We start from the raw sequence: 17,754 nt of genomic DNA on the forward strand, positions 1-17,754 counted from the left end.
CCTAAAATTTTTAATATCTTAGCAAACTTGTATAAAGCAACGATAAATTATTTTTCCTCGTTGTAGGAAAAAATAGGCAAAGACCATTGATATTTGATAGCCAAAAGCCTTGCAATAACTCCTACAAAAAGAGTTAAAAGCGTGCAAACTAGGGCATTAAGTTCGAACCAAACTATAAGTGAATAGTAGATTGCTCCTGCAATTATGGCAATTCCTGCATAAATTTCTTTTTGAAACACTAAGGGAATTCTCATACATAAAATATCTCTTAAAATTCCACCAAAGACACCAGTGATTACAGCAGCAGCAACAGCGATGATAAAACCATGATTTTGATCTATGGCTATTTGAGCTCCAAGTATGCTAAAAACAACAAGTCCTATAGCATCAAGAGTTAGAAATAAAGCCTCAAGCTTGGTTACTACGCGTGGAATTTTTGTAGCTACAAGGGCGCAAAAACAGATTAAAATAATATATTCAGGATGTTTAACCCAAGTTAAAGGATAATGTCCTAAAAGCACATCTCGTATGCTTCCGCCTCCAATTGCTGTTACGAGAGCAATAAAAATAACTCCAAAAAGATCCATTTTATGGCGTCCTGCAGCTAAAGCTCCTGTCATTCCTTCTGCGGAAATACCTATGATATAAAGAGTAGTTATCGTAAGAGCATTTATCTCCATAATTTATACCTTAAAATTTATCACAATTTATTTGATACTGTTTAATATTTTCATCATTTACTTCGTGGTTTGGTACTTGATAGCATTCTTTAAATTTCGGAGTTTTAATAATTTTTACATAAAAACTTGGTATAGCAATACGGTTTTTAATGTATTGTGATTCTTTATCGTAAAGTACCAAATTTAAAACCTCGATACTTTGAAATTTGAAAGCCAAATTTCTTTCTCTTTGCTCGATTTCATTCCAAATTTTATTATTTATTTGTGCAATTTGTGGGGTAATATTGCTCATTAAAAATACTGAATTTTGAGCAGCCTTGCTAAAGCTAAAAGAAGCATTGGGTGCAGTGTGTCCTCGCGTGTAGCCGCTGTTTTTATAATCACTCCAAGTAGTGCGGTATTTTTTAGGAATATTTGTATCATCTTCAAAGCGAGGGCGTTTTTTAATTTGTTTATTTTTTAAATTTGAAGCTTCTACTTTATAAGCAACGGCTTTTGTACCTTTGAGTTTATAATCATAGCAATTTAGATAAAAAAACTTATCTAAGATTTGCGAGCAATTTGTGTTGTTAAAATAAGAAGAAAAATCAGCACTAGGCTTGTAAGATTCTAAGGCAAAAATATTAAGAGATATAGCGAGTAAAAAGATGAAAATTTTCATTTAAGTTCCTTATCTTTACTTTTGCAAAGATGATTTAAAAAACATTCTTTACATAAAGGTTTTTTAGCTTTACAGGTGTAGCGTCCAAAAAGAACCATGGCTTGATGGAGATAGTTAAGATTATCTTTAAATATGCGTGTTAAATCTTCTTCTGTGGCTTCTGGAGTTTTTGCTTTACTAAGTCCTAAGCGGTGAGAAACTCTAAAAACATGAGTATCTACAGCCATGAAATTTGCTCCGCACCATTCTATTAAAACTACATGAGCAGTTTTTTGTCCTACGCCTGCTAAGGATTTTAAATTTTGTTCATCAAGAGGAATTTCTCCATCAAAATTTTCACAAACTGCTTTTGCCATTTTTATAAGATTTTGTGCTTTATTATTAAAAAATGAACAAGTTTGTATATAGGTTTTAAGACTTGATAAATTTGCATTTGCAAGGGATTTGATATCAGGATAGGCTTTAAAAAGATCAGGAGTGATGAGATTAACTCTTTTATCAGTGCATTGGGCTGAAAGCATCACGCAGACTAATAGTTCGTATAAATTTGAAAATTTAAGTTCTGTTACAGGTTTTTCAAAATGTTTTAAAAAAAGCTCTTTGATTTCTAAATTTCTTTTCATTTTTTAATTTTAGTTAATTAGCTTTAAACCAAGTTTAGATATAATCGGTTTTATATACATTTTATTAAAAAGGAAACCCAATGAAAAAAATTTCTTTAGTTGCAGCAGCTTTGATTGCAGGTGTAGCTTTAAATGTAAATGCAGCTACAGTAGCCACTGTTAATGGCAAGAGCATTAGTGATACAGAAGTAAGTGAATTTTTTGCCCCTATGCTTAGAGGACAGGATTTTAAAACTTTGCCAGATAATCAAAAAAAAGCTCTTATTCAGCAGTATATTATGCAAGACTTAATTTTGCAAGATGCTAAAAAACAAAATTTAGAAAAAGATCCTTTATACACAAAAGAACTTGATCGTGCAAAAGATGCAATACTTGTTAATGTTTATCAAGAGAAAATTTTAAATACAATTAAAATTGATGCGGCTAAAGTTAAAGCTTTTTATGATCAAAATAAAGACAAATACGTAAAACCTGCGAGAGTGCAAGCAAAACATATCTTAGTAGCGACAGAAAAAGAAGCTAAGGATATTATTAACGAACTTAAAGGTTTAAAAGGTAAAGAACTAGATGCTAAATTTAGTGAGCTTGCTAAAGAGAAATCAATTGATCCAGGTTCAAAAAACCAAGGTGGTGAGCTTGGTTGGTTTGATCAATCAACTATGGTAAAGCCTTTTACAGATGCTGCTTTTGCACTTAAAAATGGTACTATTACTACAACTCCAATAAAAACGAATTTTGGCTATCATGTAATCTTAAAAGAAAATTCGCAGGCTAAAGGTCAAATCAAATTTGATGAAGTAAAACAAGGTATTGAAAACGGACTTAAATTTGAAGAATTTAAAAAAGTTATCAATCAAAAAGGCCAAGATCTTTTAAATAGTGCTAAAGTGGAATATAAATAATGGGTGTTTTAGACATTGTAAAAGCAGGGGTGATTAGCGGAGATGAGCTTAATAAAGTTTATGACTATGCTAAAGCAGAGGGTTTTGCTATCCCTGCTGTTAATGTTGTAGGAACTGATTCTATTAATGCAGTTTTAGAATCTGCAAAAAAAGTTAACTCTCCAGTTATTATCCAGTTTTCAAATGGTGGGGCAAAATTTTATGCAGGGAAAAATTGTCCTAATGGAGAAGTTTTAGGTGCAATTAGTGGGGCTAAACATGTACATTTACTTGCTAAAGCTTATGGTGTACCTGTGATTTTACACACTGATCATGCCGCAAGAAAACTTTTACCTTGGATTGATGGGCTTATTGAGGCAAATGCACAATATAAAAAAACCCATGGACAAGCTTTATTTAGTTCCCATATGCTTGATCTTAGCGAAGAAAGTTTAGAAGAAAATCTTAACACTTGTGAAGTCTATCTTCAAAAACTTGATGCTTTAGGTGTCGCACTTGAAATAGAACTAGGTTGTACAGGTGGTGAAGAAGATGGAGTGGATAATACAGGTATTGATAATTCTAAGCTTTATACCCAACCAGAAGATGTAGCACTTGCATATGAAAGACTTGGAAAAATTAGTGATAAATTTTCAATTGCAGCAAGCTTTGGAAATGTACATGGAGTTTACAAACCAGGAAATGTTAGCTTACAACCTGAAATTTTAAAAAATTCGCAAAAATTTGTCAAAGATAAATTTGCTTTAAAAAATGATAAGCCTATAAATTTTGTATTTCATGGTGGTAGCGGTAGCGAGCTAAAAGATATTAAAAATGCAGTAAGTTATGGCGTAATTAAGATGAATATTGACACAGATACCCAGTGGGCTTTTTGGGATGGGGTACGTGAATATGAACTTAAAAATAGGGCTTATTTGCAAGGACAAATTGGAAATCCAGAAGGTGATGACAAGCCAAATAAAAAATACTATGATCCGCGTGTTTGGTTAAGGAGTGGTGAAGAAAGCATGATAAAGCGTCTTGAAGTCGCTTTTGAAGATTTAAACTGTATAAACAAAAACTAAGCATTTTAAAGGCTTAGTTTTATTTTGTTTTAAAAATTTTTATCAAATTAAGTAGCAATCTTTAAAATAAAATTTTTATTGAGGTATTGGTTTCATGGAGATTAAATCAGATGAAATTTCAGAACTTGTTTTGCCTGAAGGCAAAGATGCAAGAGGTTCTTTGGTTTATTTTAAAATTATTTTTATTCCAGCTTTTCTTTATATTTTGATTTTATTAGGTTATTTTAATGTAATTGACTTTAAGGTTGAATTACATACGGTTATTATGACAGGTGTGATTTTTTTTACAGCATTGATTTTTGCTAGACATAGTGCTGAGTATGCGTATAGTATTTTTGAACAACAAAAAGATGAATTTAAACAGGCTTTAAAAAGACATATTATGAGGCATTTTCTTGCCATAGGGAAAGACACGAAATCAAATGCCAATTTTGATGACTTTGCTTATACATATATTAAAGGTGCAAGAAATGAGAATTTTGCTAGTATAGGTTCGGCAATTTTTCCAATGATGGGAATTTTAGGAACTTTTATCAGCATAGCTTTTTCAATGCCAAATTTTAGTTCTAGTGATACAGCCGCTTTAGAACAAGAAATTGCAGATTTGTTAAGTGGAGTAGGAACTGCTTTTTATGTTTCAATTTATGGAATTTTTCTTGCATTATGGTGGATGTTTTTTGAAAAATATGGTAAAAGTAAAATAGATCGTTTACTAAATCGTCAAAAAAACGCTACAAGTGGATTTTTTTGGACAAAAGAAGAGCTTGATCAAAGATATTTAACTGAGAGTTTGCAACATTTTGAAAAAATTGGAGCAATTTTTAAACAAGTTAGCAATGATGATTTTTTTGCAGAGCTTGATCATGCTATTGATAGAAAATTTGGCATTTTTCAAGATATGCTAAATGTAGAAGAAAAAGCTATTAGATTAAGTAGTGAACACATCAAACAAACCATGGGTGAGCTTAGTAAAGCACAAAGAGATCAACGCGATCTTGGAAAGCTTTATAGTGAAATGTTAAATGGCATAGGTTTGCTCAATCAAAATTTGAAAGAAATCAATACAAGAATGTCAGAACAATATAATCGCTTGCTCGATATCAGTAGTGATAAAATTCATCATCTTGATAAGACGCTAAGTGCATTCGATGAAAAAGTAGAGCGTTTTGGCAAAAATTTTGAACTTTATGAAAAAGCAATGTTGGAAAGTCAAGAAAAGGTTTTTGAGGGATTTAAAGCAAGCTTGTTTGAAGGTATGCATAAATTTAAGGAAGTATATGAAGAAGAAAAAAGTATCGATGCTAAAATCAAAATGATGGATGAGCTTAAAAAAGAAATGAAAGCACTTGATGAAGAAACAAGTCAAATGATGAGTAAGCTTTCTGGGGATGGAAATCAAAATAAAGAAAATGAAACCAAACAAATAGAAGATTTTTCAGAGTCTAAGACTGAAGAAAATCAAGATGAAATTCAAGCAGAAATATCTAAGCAAGAAAGCAATGATGAGTTAAAAAATGAAGATAAAGAAAATAAATGAAAAATGAGTCAAAAGAAGATAGCAATTTTTGGATAGCTTATGCTGATTTAATGGCAGGATTGCTGTTTGTTTTTATTTTGCTAATAGGTGCTATTGTTGTAAAATATGTTTTAACTCAAAGTGATTTAAAAGAAATTAAAGACAATCTCAATAAACAAGAGGCACGCTTAGAGGAGAGCAAAGAAGAGCTTAGAAATAAAGAAGCTATAGTGTTTAAACTAAGTTCTGATTTAAACAATGCTTCTAGTGCTTTAAATCTTGCTAATTCTCAAAAAGCAGAATTAGAGGCTAATATTACAAATTACAAGCAGTTAAGTAAAGATTTGAACTCAACTTTAGATAATAAAGATAAGCAAATTTTGATTTTACTAGGTCAACTAGAGAAAAAAGATGAAGAGCTTAAAAATTTACAAGAAGATTTTCAAAAAGCTAAAGAAAAGGTGCAAAATCTTGGTTTGATTCGTGAAAATTTAAGCAAGGAATTGCAAAGCAAACTTGATAATAATATCACTATAGATGAAAAGACAGGATCTATTTCTTTGCCTGCTGAAGTACTTTTTGATAAAGATTCTTATGTGTTAAAAAATGAAGCAAAGGCAAGTTTGAGAAAAATCTTAAGCGAATATTTTGATGCTATTCTTGAAGATCCAAAAATTTTTTCTAACATTGAAAATATCATTATTGAAGGACATACTGATAGTGATGGATCTTATATTTATAATTTAGATTTGTCGCAAAAAAGAGCTTATGAGGTGATGAATTTTATCTATACTTTTTATAAGAGTGATAAGCTTCAAAAGCTTTTAATGGCAAGTGGACGTTCTTTTTCAGATCCTGTGTTTGTCAACGGAGTTGAAGATAAGGATAAGAGTCGTCGCATAGAGATAAAATTTAGCATTAAAAATGATAATGCTTTAAAAGATGTAGAAAAATTCTTTGAATTTCATTAAAACAATTAGTCCTATACAAAAAATCAATTTTAACGGATTTGAATTTTATATTAAAAGAGATGATTTATTAGGAGAAATTAATGGAAATAAAGCTAGGAAACTTGCTTTTTATATCCATCAAAGATATCCTAAAAATCAATCTTTTATAAGTTATGGAGGAAGCCAAAGTAATGCTTTGGCGGCATTAAGTATTTTTGCTAAACAAAGATCATATAAGCTTGTTTTTGCTTGTGAAAAAATTTCTACTTTTCTTAAGAATAATCCTTGTGGAAACTATGCTTTAGCTTTAGAAAATGGTGTTGATTTTGTAGAAAATATCCATTCTTTATCCTTAAAGCAATTTGCCTTGTCTTTGTGTAAAAAAGATGATATTTTTATAGAACAAGGCATGGCTAATTTAGAAGCTCAATATGGCTATATGGAGCTTGCTCAAGAAATTCAAATGCAAAGTCAAAGTTTAAAGCTTGATTTTGATATTTTTTTACCTTCGGGTACAGGCACTTCGGCAGCTTTTTTGGCAAAGTATTCTAAATTTAAAGTATTTACTTGCGCTTGTGTAGGTGATATTAAATATCTTAAAAAACAAATTTTAACATTAGATCCAAGCTATGATTTTTCAAATTTAGAATTTTTAACAAGTGATAAAAAATATCACTTTGCTAGACCGTATAAAGAATTTTATGAGCTTTACATGGATTTAAAGTTAAAGTGCAATATAGAATTTGACTTGTTGTATGATATTTTAGGATTAAGTATAGCATTAAAACAAGAGTGGAAAAAACCATTGCTTTATATACATCAAGGTGGAATTTTAGGAAATTCCACTATGTTAGAGAGATATAAATTTAAAAAATTAGTTTAAAATTCCATAGATAAAAATGATTAAAATAATCAAAGGTACTATATATTTTACATAATAAAACCAAATTCCAAACCATGAACTTTTAAGTGTATTGTTATTGCTAAGTTCTTTTAGACTTTCTTGTTTGCCTAAAATCCAACCTACATAAATGCAGCAAAAAAATGCAGTTAAAACAAACAAAATATTTCCACTAATGAAATCAAAACTATCAAAAATGTTTTTTCCTTTGATGATAACAATATCACGCCAAGGCCCATAAGTTAGAATACAAGGAAGATTGCCAAGTATGAAGATAAACCCTAGAGTTAGGTTAATAGAAAGATTTTTAGAATATTTAAATTTTTCTTCTAATACGCTAATAATAACTTGATAAATTGGCAAGCTTGTGGTTAAAGCTGCAATCAAGAGTAAGACAAAAAATAAAATACACACAATGGTACCAAAATGGATATGAGAAAATGCTATAGGTAAAGTTTCAAAAACCAAAGAAGGCCCGCTATCTGGAGCAAGTCCTGCTGAGAAAAGTGCTGGAAAAATCATAAAACCAGCCAAAACAGCTATAATGGTATTTAAAACCCCTGTATAAATAGCGGTTTTTGCCATATTTTCATTTTTATTAAGATGAGATGAAAGTGTTATCATCACCCCAAAACCTAGGGATAAAGCAAAAAAGACTTGCCCTAAAACATCGATTAAAAGTTTTGATGATAAAATTTTACTAAAATCAGGTTCAAGATAAAATTTAACTCCAGCTATAGCTCCATCAAGGGTTAAATTGCGTCCCACAACAACAATAAGACAGATAAATAATAAGGGCATTAAAAATTTGACGGATTTTTCTATACCATCTATAATGCCTCTTTTTAAAATAATATAATTAATAATTACAAAAACAGTGGTAAAAATACCAACTCCTAAAGGATTGAAGGCTATTTTGTCGTTAAAAAACTGATGAGTAAATTCTTTGCTTACTACATTGGCAAGACTAAAATTCCCTAGGGTTAATTCCCAAATATAAACTAAAACCCATCCTCCAAGTACCATGTAGTAAGCCATTATGCCAAAGCTTCCTAAAAGTCCCATATATCCAATACTTTGCCATTTTTGTTTGAAAGCATCTACGCTATTTGTCATCGCTTTTCTGCCTATGACATTTTCAACTAAAATAACAGGAATGCCTATGATAATCATAGCTATACAAAAAACTAATACATAAGCACCGCCACCATTTTCTCCTACAAGATAGGGAAAACGCCAAGTTGCTCCAAATCCTATGGTTGCTCCAGCAACTGTTAGAATATAAGTTAGTGTGCTACTCCATGTTTGTCTTTGCATGATTATCCTTTCGAAAAAGAATTATTTTACCTAAAAATAACTTTAAAAACTTATAAGCTATCCATATAGCTTATATCGTAAGTATTTTTTAAGCGTTTGTGTATCGTTTCGTGCCAATTTTGAGATATGAGAGAGTTTAATTTTTCTAATTTATCTAATAAATTCAGATTTTGCTTAAGAATTTGATGCGGGGAGTAAAAAAGTTGATTGAGTTCAAATACACTAAGTGAAGTAGAATTTTTTCTAAAATTTTAATATTTTCATGCTTTCGTATTTGTCCAACTTGTAAAACTTTATAATACCATCCACTCAAGCCCGTTTTAAAAATTTCATGTGTAAAATTTGGATTATTGTGAATTTTAGAAATTTTTACACAAGGTTTTCTAGGTTCGCTTACTTGCAGTATTGCATTTGAAATTTGATGTATATCACCTATGCAAACATTTTGTTCACAAAGCCCATCGATGCTCAAATTTTCACCCATTGAGCCAAAATTTAGCTTTTTATTAAGAAATCTTTCCCATATAGGATAGTTTTGACAAGAGTTGGCAAAAATAGCCTTATGGTAGCCTCCATGATGAATTTTATTAGCTATTTGATCATCTAAAATACCCAGAAAATCAATTTGTGTTTTTTCTAGGTAAGTATCTTTAATAAATGCGCTTTGGAAATTTTTATAGTTTTTAATTTTCCCTATTTGCAGACTTTGAATTTTCATGGTTCTAGTTTTTTTAATAAATCATCAGCACTGATAAAACCCGTGATTTTTAATTTTTCTTTTCCATTTTCAAAGAAAATTAAAACAGGTGGGCCAAAAACATTAAATTCTTTCATGGTTTTAATTTGTTCATTATTATTTTCACTTACATCAACTTTGATAAGTTTGTAATTTTGCATTTTTTGTATGATTCTTTCATCGCTAAAGGTTAATTCATCTAAAAGTTTGCAATTTTCACACCAAGATGCAGTAAAATCAAGCATTATGGGCTTTGTATTTGTTTGTATTTCTTGCTTTAATTGTTCAAAATTGTTGATATAATCATAGCTTAAAGCAGGTTTTGAGGCAGATATAGTATTGAAATTTAAAGGATTTAAGAAATTTTTAGCCCCAAAAAGTCCCCCTAGGAAAATACTTAGAGAATAAGCTAAAATAAGAATTAAAATACTTTTTTTAATTTTAGAAATTATTGTAAAACTTTTTTCAAAAATTCCCATAAAAACACTAAAAAATACACCTAAAATTCCATAGGCAATTAAAATGTAATTTTCTTCAATAATTCTAGAAAGTATCCAAATAGCCATAGTCAACATAACAAAACCAAAGAAAATTTTTACTTTTTCCATCCAAAAACCAGGTTTAATAAAACCTAATCCTAAGCCTATGAAAAGCAAAGGTATACCCATGCCAAAACTCATGATAAAAAGCGCACTACCACCTAATAAAGCATTGCCTGTATTGGCTATATAAATTAAAGCACCTGCTAAAGGGGCTGCTACGCAAGGACCTACTATTAAAGCAGATAAAAATCCCATAATAGCTATACCTACAACTCCCTTTCCTTTTTCGCTTTTTTTATGTATAAAGGTTTGAAATCTCAATGGCAATTCAAAACGAAAAGCTCCAAACATAGCAAAAGCAAAAGCTATGAAAATTAGAGCAAAAAGTATTAAAATAATAGGTTTTTGTAAAATTCCTTGAATACTTGCTCCTAGAAAACTTGCTATAACTCCAGCAATAGCATAGGCTAAAGACATGAAAAAAACATAGATAAAAGAGAGAAAAAAACTATGTTTTTTTGAAAATTTAGCATTACTTTTTGCTACGATAAGAGAAGATAAAATCGGAATCATAGGTAAAATACAAGGTGTTAAGGAGAGTAAAAGTCCATAGCCAAAAAAACTTAGCAAAATCCAAAAAAAGTTATCTGTTGCTAAAAAATTTGCTATAGAGCTTTCTTCAGATTCAATTTTAGTTTTTTTATCTGTTTTTTGAGTTTTGTAAGGTTTTGAAATTTCAAAAGCATCTTTTTTAGAAATGAGATCAAAGTACCAAGTTTGAGGATTATAACACAAGCCTTGTTCAGAGCAACCTTGAAATTCGAGTTTGATTAAATTTGTGGTATTTTTTGCAAAGCGCTCTAGTAATAAATTTGGCAAAGCTAAATTTAATTTTTGATAATAAACATTTTCATTGCCTCTTGTAGAACTTTGAGGTAGATTAATCAAAGAACTTATATCTTTTTCGTTTATATATAATTTAAGTTTATTAGAATAAAGATAAATATCTTTTCCAAGTTCAATATCAATTGAGATAGAATTATTATAAGAGTTTGATTTTACATTAAAAGCTTCATTTAAAGATAATATAGAAGCAAAACATAAACAAAAACTTAATAAAATAATACCAAAAATACGCATAAATTTCCTAAAAACTTATTTTTCCTTTATCTTTAGCTTCAATTATAATTTATTATGGTAAATTTGCTTTAAATACTTTATAAAGGTTTGAAAATGCAAGAAAATAATTCTTCAAAAACACAAGGGGCTGTTAAAAAGAATGAAATTTATGTTTCTGTTAAAAGAAAGAAAAGTACAATAGAATATGAAAAAGATTTAAAGAATTTGCAAATTGAGCTTTTGAAATTTCAAAATCATGTTAAAGCCAAGGGTTTAAAGGTTCTTATACTTATAGAAGGGCGTGATGCGGCTGGAAAAGGTGGAGCGATTAAACGTTTGATTGAGCATTTAAATCCGCGTGGTTGCCGCGTTGTGGCTCTTGAAAAACCTAGTGATGTGGAAAAAACACAGTGGTATTTTCAGCGTTATATAGCACATTTGCCCTCAGCCGGTGAGATTGTGATTTTTGACAGATCTTGGTATAATCGCGCAGGAGTAGAACCGGTTATGGGTTTTTGTACACCGCAACAACATAAAGATTTTTTAAGAGAAGTGCCTTTGTTTGAAAATATGATTTCAAATAGTGATATTATTTTTTTTAAATTTTATTTTTCGGTATCAAAAGACGAGCAAAAAAAACGTTTTGAAAAACGCCGAAGTGATCCACTTAAACAATATAAATTATCTCCTGTGGATCAAAAATCGCAAGAATTATGGGATAAATATACTTTAGCTAAATACTCTATGCTTTTAGCATCTAATACTCCAACTTGTCCTTGGACTATTATTTCTTCTGATGATAAGAAAAAAGCAAGATTAAATTTATTGCGTTTTATACTTTCTAAGGTAGAATATCCAAATAAAAAAACTGGAGATTTTTCCAAAATTGATGCAAAATTAGTGCGTAGTGGAGAAGAAGAAATACGAAAAATGGAGGCGAATTTGGAAAAACTTGACAGTAAAAAAGCAGATGAGAAAATAAAAGATTTAGATTAAGGAAAAGAATGCATAAGCTGGTTGAAAATTTAGCACTAAAGTACTATGATAAAATAGTTGATTTAAGACATCAAATTCATATGCATCCTGAGCTTGAATTTGAAGAAGAAAATACAGCTCATTTAGTGTGTAAAATTTTAGATGAGTTTGGCATTAAATATCAAAAAAATATTGCAAAAACAGGAATTTTAGCTATTATAGAAGGAAAAAAGAAGAGGCAGAAAAAACCAAAATGTGTTCTTTTAAGAGCGGATATGGATGCTTTGCCTGTGCAAGAAAAAACTAATCTAAGCTATGCTTCAAAAATTGATGGTAAGATGCACGCATGTGGACATGATGGACATACAGCAGGGCTTTTGGGAGCTGCTTTGATATTAAATGAACTTAAAGATGAATTTTGTGGCACGATTAAGTTTATGTTTCAGCCCGCAGAAGAGGGAAGCGGTGGAGCTAAACCTATGATAGAATCAGGTGTATTGGAAAATCCTTATGTTGATGCGGTTTTTGGTTGTCATTTATGGGGGCCTTTGCTTGAAAATACTGCTCAAATTGTAAGTGGCGAAATGATGGCTGGAACGGATGTTTTTGATTTGGAATTTATTGGCAGAGGAGGGCATGGAGCTCATCCGCACACTTGTATAGATCCTATAATTATGGCAACGCAATTTGTAAATAATATACAAAGTGTTGTTTCTAGGCGTTTAGCCCCTTATGAAGCAGGGGTGATTACCGTAGGTCAAATTTGTGCAGGAACTACTTATAATGTTATTCCTACAAATGCTTATTTAAAAGGAACCGTGCGTTTTTTAAATGATAAAACACAAGATATTTTAAAAAGTTCTCTAGAAGAAGTGGCTGCTGCTACAGCAAAATCTAATGGTGGAGATTATAAGCTTAAATATACTAAAGAATTTCCTCCATTGATTAATGATGAAAAAGCTGCTTTAATAGCAAGAAAAGCTTTTGCAAAGGTCTTAGGAGAAGAAAATATCATTGTTTCTTCTAAACCTGACATGGGGGCTGAAGATTTTGCTTTTTTAACACGAGAAAGAATGGGGGCTTATGTGTTTGTTGGAATTTCAAAGGATTTAAATCATCCAGCTTTGCACCATAGTTCTACTTTTTGTTGGGATGATGAAAATTTAAAAGTCTTAATGCAAGGTGATGTGATGATGGCTTTAGAATTTTTAAATTTATAAAATAGAATTAAAAATTCACAAAAAATTCACAAAAAATGAGTAAAATTTAATCTTGATTTTTCTTTAGGATTTGTTATTATGAAAAAGAAGATTGTTTTAATCATTTTAATTGCAATACTTGGAAGTGTTGGGGCTTATTTTATTTTTTTTAATAATGATGAAAAAATCAGCTATTTAACTCAAAAAATACAAAAAAAAGATATATCTCAAACCATAGAGGCAGTAGGAAAGGTATATGCCAAAGATCAAGTCGATGTAGGTGCTCAAGTTAGCGGACAAATTATAAAACTTTATGTGGATGTGGGAACTCATGTAAAGCAAGGTGATTTGATCGCTCAAATTGACAAAGATAAACAACAAAACGATTTAGATATTACAAAAGCTCAGCTTGAAAGCGCTAAGGCTAATTTAGAGAGTAAAAAAGTTGCTCTTGAGATTGCGAGTAAGCAGTATCAAAGAGAGCAAAAACTTTATGCAGCTAAAGCAAGTTCTCTTGAAAATTTAGAAACTCAAAAAAATAATTATTATACTTTAAAAGCTAATGTTGCAGAGCTTAATGCTCAAGTAGTTCAGCTTGAAATCACTCTTAAAAATGCACAAAAAGATTTAGGTTATACAACCATTACTGCTCCTATGGATGGTGTTGTGATTAATGTAGCTGTAGATGAAGGACAAACAGTTAATGCTAATCAAAACACTCCTACTATAGTCCGTATAGCTAATTTAGATGAAATGGAAGTAAGAATGGAAATAGCAGAGGCTGATGTGAGTAAGATAAAAGTAGGAACAGAGCTTGATTTTTCTTTGCTTAATGATCCTCAAAAAACTTATCATGCTAAGATTGCAAGTATAGATCCAGCTGATACTGAAGTGAGTGATTCTAGTACAAGCTCAAGCTCATCAAGTTCGAGTTCTTCAAGCTCAAGCTCATCAAATGCTATTTATTATTACGCAAAATTTTATGTAGCCAATAAAGATGATTTTTTGCGTATTGGTATGAGTATACAAAATGAAATTGTTGTAGCAAGTGCAAAAGCTGTTTTAGCAGTGCCAACTTATGCAATTAAAAGTGATCCAAAAGGCTATTATGTTGAAATTTTAGAAAATCAAAAAGCTGTTAAAAAATATGTCAAACTTGGTATTAAAGATTCTATCAACACTCAAATTTTAGAAGGTGTAAATGAAAATGAAGAATTGATAGTAAGCTCAAGTGCTGATGGCTTAGCCCCTAAAATGAAGTTGAGATTTTAATGATTTTTCTTAAAAATATTTGCAAAAATATAGGCGAAAATGCCATTTTAAAAAATGTAAGTTTAAGTATAGAAAAAGGTGAATTTGTTGCTATTATAGGACAAAGTGGAAGTGGTAAAACTTCACTTTTAAATATCATAGGAACATTAGATACGCCAAGTAGTGGAACTTATATTTTTGATAAATATGAAGTCACTAAACTTAATAACGATGAAAAAGCAAGATTAAGGCGTGAAAAAATAGGCTTTATATTTCAAAGATATAATCTTTTAAGCTTGCTGAGTGCTAAAGAAAATGTCTCTTTACCTGCAGTTTATGCGGGAAAAAATTTACAAGAAAGAAGTCAAAACGCTAAAAAACTTTTAAATGATTTAGAATTAGCCCATAAATTAGATTCTAAGCCGAATGAATTAAGCGGAGGGCAGCAACAACGCGTTTCTATAGCAAGAGCTTTAATGAATGGTGGAGAGCTTATTTTGGCTGATGAGCCAACGGGAGCTTTGGATAGTAAAAGTGGTATTATGGTGCTTGAAATTTTACAAAAACTTAACGAGCAAGGTCATACTATAGTCTTAGTAACTCATGATCCAAAAATTGCAGCACAAGCTAAAAGGGTTATAGAGATTAAAGATGGGGAAATTTTAAGCGATACTAAAAAGGAAAAAGCTCAAGAAAAGCTCACTTTAAAAACAATGCCTAAAGAGAAAAAAACATTTACTTTGCTTAAAAATCAAGCCTTTGAGTGTTTTAAGATAGCTTATTCTTCCATACTTGCACACAAACTTCGTTCTGTTTTAACTATGCTTGGAATCATCATAGGTATTGCTTCTGTAGTTTGTGTTGTAGCTTTAGGATTAGGCTCTCAAGCTAAAGTGCTTGAGTCCATTGCAAGACTTGGGACAAATACTATTGAAATTCGCCCTGGAAAGGGGTTTGGGGATTTGCGTTCGGGTAAAACAAGGCTTAATTTTAGTGATTTAGAAACGCTAAGATCCCTAGAATACTTAGAAGCAGTGGATGCTCATTCAAATACTTCAGGTGTGGCAACTTATACTAATATTTCTTTAAGTGCAAGAGCTGAAGGAGTGGGGGTAAATAATTTTGCTATAGAAGGTTTAAGGATAGATGCGGGAAGAATTTTAAATAATGATGATGTAAAAAATAGTACCAATGTTGCTGTGTTGGATTTTAATGCTAAAAAAAATCTTTTTCCTAATGAAAAAAGTGAAAATATTTTAGGTCGTGTGGTGCTTTTTAATTCTCAACCTTTTAAGATAATAGGAGTTTTACAAAAAGATACAGACAAGCCTATAGAAGATAATGTGGTGCGTCTTTATATACCTTATACAACACTGATGAATAAGCTTACAGGAGATAGAAATTTGCGTGAAATCATAGTTAAGGTTAAAGATGATGTGAGTTCAACTTTGGCTGAAAATGCTATTATAAGAATTTTAGAAATTAAACGCGGACAAAAGGATTTTTTTACTTTTAATTCTGACACTTTTAAACAAGCTATTACAGCAAATAAACGTACTACAACCATACTTACCGCTTGTGTGGCTGTGATTGCTTTGATTGTTGGGGGTATAGGAGTGATGAATATCATGCTTGTTTCTGTAAGCGAAAGAACAAGAGAAATAGGCATACGTATGGCTATAGGAGCTAGAAGAGAAGATATTATGATGCAGTTTTTAATTGAAGCGGTTATGATTTGTACTATAGGGGCGATTTTGGGTGTGATTTTATCGATTTTTATTATTTTTGCTTTTAATACCTTAAGTACGGATTTTCCTATGATTTTAAATGCCTATTCTGTGCTTTTAGGACTTTTAAGTTCTATGTTTATCGGTGTGGTTTTTGGTTTTTTCCCTGCAAGAAATGCAGCAAATTTAAATCCTATTAGTGCATTATCAAAGGAATGATATGAAAATAATACTTAGCATTTTTTTAGCATTTTTCTTGAGTGCTTGTGGTGCAAAACTTAGCTTGCCTAAAGAAGTTGATTTAACTCAAGAACAAATGAAAGATTTAAATCTCACTTATGATTGGTATAAATCCTATGATAATGCAAAATTAAATGAATTTCTAAATTTTGTTTTATTGAATAATAGCGATATTAATATTGCTAGAAAAACTTTGCTTTCAGCTTTGGCTAGAGCCGATTTGATTGCTTATGATTTATATCCGACTTTAAGTGGAAATTTGGGTTTTGGTGCGGATAAAGATTTAAATTCAGGTAAACAAAGTAAAAATTTCAATAATTCTTTAAATTTAAGCTATGAGCTTGATATTTATGGAAAATTAAGAGATAGTGCAAGTGCGAGTGAATTTAGTGCAAAAGCAAGTGCTTATGATCTTGAAAATTTAAAAATAAGCATGATTAATACAGCTTTAAATGATGTTTTTGAGCTGGCTTATTTTAACGATGTAGATAAATTGCTTCGAGCTTATCTTTCAAATTTAGAACAAATGAAAGAGCTTTATAGTTATAAATACAAGCTTGGAAAAATAGAAGAATTAGATCTTTTAAACATAGAACAAAGCTTATTAAGAGCTAAACAAAATTTATTAAGCAATGATCAAAATCGTAATTTACTCATAAAAAATTTACAAGATTTATTAGCAAAGCAAGAAGGTTTTGCTTACATAGAGTATTTTAAAACTTTATCTTTAAATGATTTTAAAACCTTAAGTCCTGATTTTAACATACCTTTAAAAGCCTTAGCATACCGTGCAGATGTGAGGTCTAAACTTAATAGCTTAAAATCAGCTTTTAAGGATTATTCTTCCATGCAAAAATCTATTTTGCCTAGCATTTCTTTAGGTGGAGCATTAAGCGGAAGTGATAAAAAAATCGATGATAGTTTTAAATTTGAAATTTTAAGTGGCAATGTTAAGATTTCTTTACCTTTCTTAGATTATGGTAGAGTAAAGCAAAATATCAAAATTTCACAATTTACTTATGAGCAACTTTTAATTTCTTATGAACAGGCTTTGCAAAGTGCGATGAACGAATTTGCATTGAATTATAAAGATTATCAAAGCGACACCTTGCTTTTGCAAAATTTGCAAAATATTAACATTAAACAAGAACTTATCGCTAAGGCGTATTATGAAAAATATATTTTAGGAAAAAGTGAATTAAAAGATTATTTGGATGCAAATAATACTTTAAATTCTACCCAGCAAGAATTTTTAAGAGCTAGATTTAATCTTTTAAAAACCATTAATTCTTACTATCAAATCATAGCTTTAAGTTTCAATGATGAAAACTTAGAATTTCCTAAGTATTAA

Annotated in this window: 15 protein-coding genes and 1 pseudogene; 10 read left to right on the forward strand and 6 right to left on the reverse strand. The window is 30.5% G+C overall.

The annotated features are described in order from the left end of the window. Positions 1-47: 47 nt before the first annotated feature. The 3 genes from ELQ12_RS03250 to nth are packed head-to-tail and all read right to left on the reverse strand — an operon-like array spanning position 48 to position 1,964. Positions 48-680 (reverse strand): trimeric intracellular cation channel family protein, encoded by a 633-nt coding sequence (locus tag ELQ12_RS03250; protein WP_002871388.1) that lies wholly within the window; start codon positions 678-680, stop codon positions 48-50. Positions 681-690: 10 nt separating this feature from the next. Further along, the gene (locus tag ELQ12_RS03255; RefSeq protein WP_070261649.1) at positions 691-1,341 is read right to left on the reverse strand and encodes a DNA/RNA non-specific endonuclease; all 651 of its coding nucleotides are present in this window, start codon (positions 1,339-1,341) and stop codon (positions 691-693) included. Further along, a complete protein-coding gene (nth, locus tag ELQ12_RS03260) occupies positions 1,338-1,964 on the reverse strand; it encodes an endonuclease III (RefSeq protein WP_002861300.1) in 627 nt (208 codons plus the stop codon). The genes ELQ12_RS03255 and nth overlap by 4 nt, the downstream gene beginning before the upstream one ends. An 80-nt stretch (positions 1,965-2,044) precedes the next feature. Here nth and peb4 point away from each other — a divergent pair, with 80 nt between their 5' ends. The 5 genes from peb4 to ELQ12_RS03285 all read left to right on the forward strand — a co-directional run bounded on the left by peb4 (position 2,045) and on the right by ELQ12_RS03285 (position 7,279). Then, the gene (peb4, locus tag ELQ12_RS03265) at positions 2,045-2,866 is read left to right on the forward strand and encodes a peptidylprolyl isomerase PEB4 (RefSeq protein ID WP_002931939.1); all 822 of its coding nucleotides are present in this window, start codon (positions 2,045-2,047) and stop codon (positions 2,864-2,866) included. Continuing rightward, the gene (gene fbaA / locus ELQ12_RS03270) at positions 2,866-3,930 is read left to right on the forward strand and encodes a class II fructose-bisphosphate aldolase (protein WP_002931943.1); all 1,065 of its coding nucleotides are present in this window, start codon (positions 2,866-2,868) and stop codon (positions 3,928-3,930) included. The genes peb4 and fbaA overlap by 1 nt, the downstream gene beginning before the upstream one ends. 94 nt (positions 3,931-4,024) lie before the next feature. After that, on the forward strand, positions 4,025-5,467 hold the full coding sequence (locus ELQ12_RS03275; protein WP_070209851.1) for a MotA/TolQ/ExbB proton channel family protein: 1,443 nt from the start codon (positions 4,025-4,027) through the stop codon (positions 5,465-5,467). Beyond that, on the forward strand, positions 5,464-6,417 hold the full coding sequence (locus ELQ12_RS03280; protein ID WP_002852313.1) for an OmpA family protein: 954 nt from the start codon (positions 5,464-5,466) through the stop codon (positions 6,415-6,417). The genes ELQ12_RS03275 and ELQ12_RS03280 overlap by 4 nt, the downstream gene beginning before the upstream one ends. Further along, the gene (locus ELQ12_RS03285) at positions 6,404-7,279 is read left to right on the forward strand and encodes a 1-aminocyclopropane-1-carboxylate deaminase/D-cysteine desulfhydrase (protein WP_053872869.1); all 876 of its coding nucleotides are present in this window, start codon (positions 6,404-6,406) and stop codon (positions 7,277-7,279) included. Before ELQ12_RS03280 ends, ELQ12_RS03285 begins: the two co-directional genes overlap by 14 nt. Here ELQ12_RS03285 and ELQ12_RS03290 read toward each other — a convergent pair. The 3 genes and pseudogenes from ELQ12_RS03290 to ELQ12_RS03300 all read right to left on the reverse strand — a co-directional run bounded on the left by ELQ12_RS03290 (position 7,271) and on the right by ELQ12_RS03300 (position 11,032). Continuing rightward, positions 7,271-8,614: a sodium-dependent transporter gene (locus ELQ12_RS03290; protein WP_070209852.1), complete on the reverse strand. Its 1,344-nt coding sequence runs from the start codon at positions 8,612-8,614 to the stop codon at positions 7,271-7,273. The two genes, ELQ12_RS03285 and ELQ12_RS03290, sit on opposite strands and share 9 nt — an antisense overlap. Before the next feature lie 50 nt (positions 8,615-8,664). Beyond that, a pseudogene (locus tag ELQ12_RS03295) lies at positions 8,665-9,332 on the reverse strand (MOSC domain-containing protein). Beyond that, positions 9,329-11,032, reverse strand: a complete 1,704-nt coding sequence (locus tag ELQ12_RS03300) for a protein-disulfide reductase DsbD (protein WP_070261650.1) — start codon at positions 11,030-11,032, stop codon at positions 9,329-9,331. Before ELQ12_RS03300 ends, ELQ12_RS03295 begins: the two are co-directional and overlap by 4 nt. A gap of 93 nt (positions 11,033-11,125) precedes the next feature. Between ELQ12_RS03300 and ppk2 the strand changes: the two genes are divergently transcribed. From ppk2 to ELQ12_RS03325, 5 genes are all read left to right on the forward strand, one after another. Continuing rightward, positions 11,126-12,007, forward strand: a complete 882-nt coding sequence (gene ppk2, locus ELQ12_RS03305) for a polyphosphate kinase 2 (protein ID WP_052949609.1) — start codon at positions 11,126-11,128, stop codon at positions 12,005-12,007. 8 nt (positions 12,008-12,015) lie between these two features. After that, entirely contained in the window at positions 12,016-13,206 is a 1,191-nt protein-coding gene (locus ELQ12_RS03310) for a M20 family metallopeptidase (RefSeq protein WP_070261651.1), read from the forward strand. A 78-nt stretch (positions 13,207-13,284) separates the two neighbouring features. Beyond that, on the forward strand, positions 13,285-14,457 hold the full coding sequence (locus ELQ12_RS03315) for an efflux RND transporter periplasmic adaptor subunit (protein WP_002871376.1): 1,173 nt from the start codon (positions 13,285-13,287) through the stop codon (positions 14,455-14,457). Next, on the forward strand, positions 14,457-16,382 hold the full coding sequence (locus ELQ12_RS03320) for an ABC transporter permease (protein WP_070261652.1): 1,926 nt from the start codon (positions 14,457-14,459) through the stop codon (positions 16,380-16,382). Before ELQ12_RS03315 ends, ELQ12_RS03320 begins: the two co-directional genes overlap by 1 nt. A gap of 1 nt (position 16,383) precedes the next feature. Next, positions 16,384-17,754, forward strand: coding sequence for a TolC family protein (locus ELQ12_RS03325; RefSeq protein ID WP_134264566.1), 1,371 nt, complete (start codon positions 16,384-16,386; stop codon positions 17,752-17,754).

The organism is Campylobacter sp. US25a, assembly GCF_004379075.1.
Lineage (GTDB): Bacteria > Campylobacterota > Campylobacteria > Campylobacterales > Campylobacteraceae > Campylobacter_D > Campylobacter_D jejuni.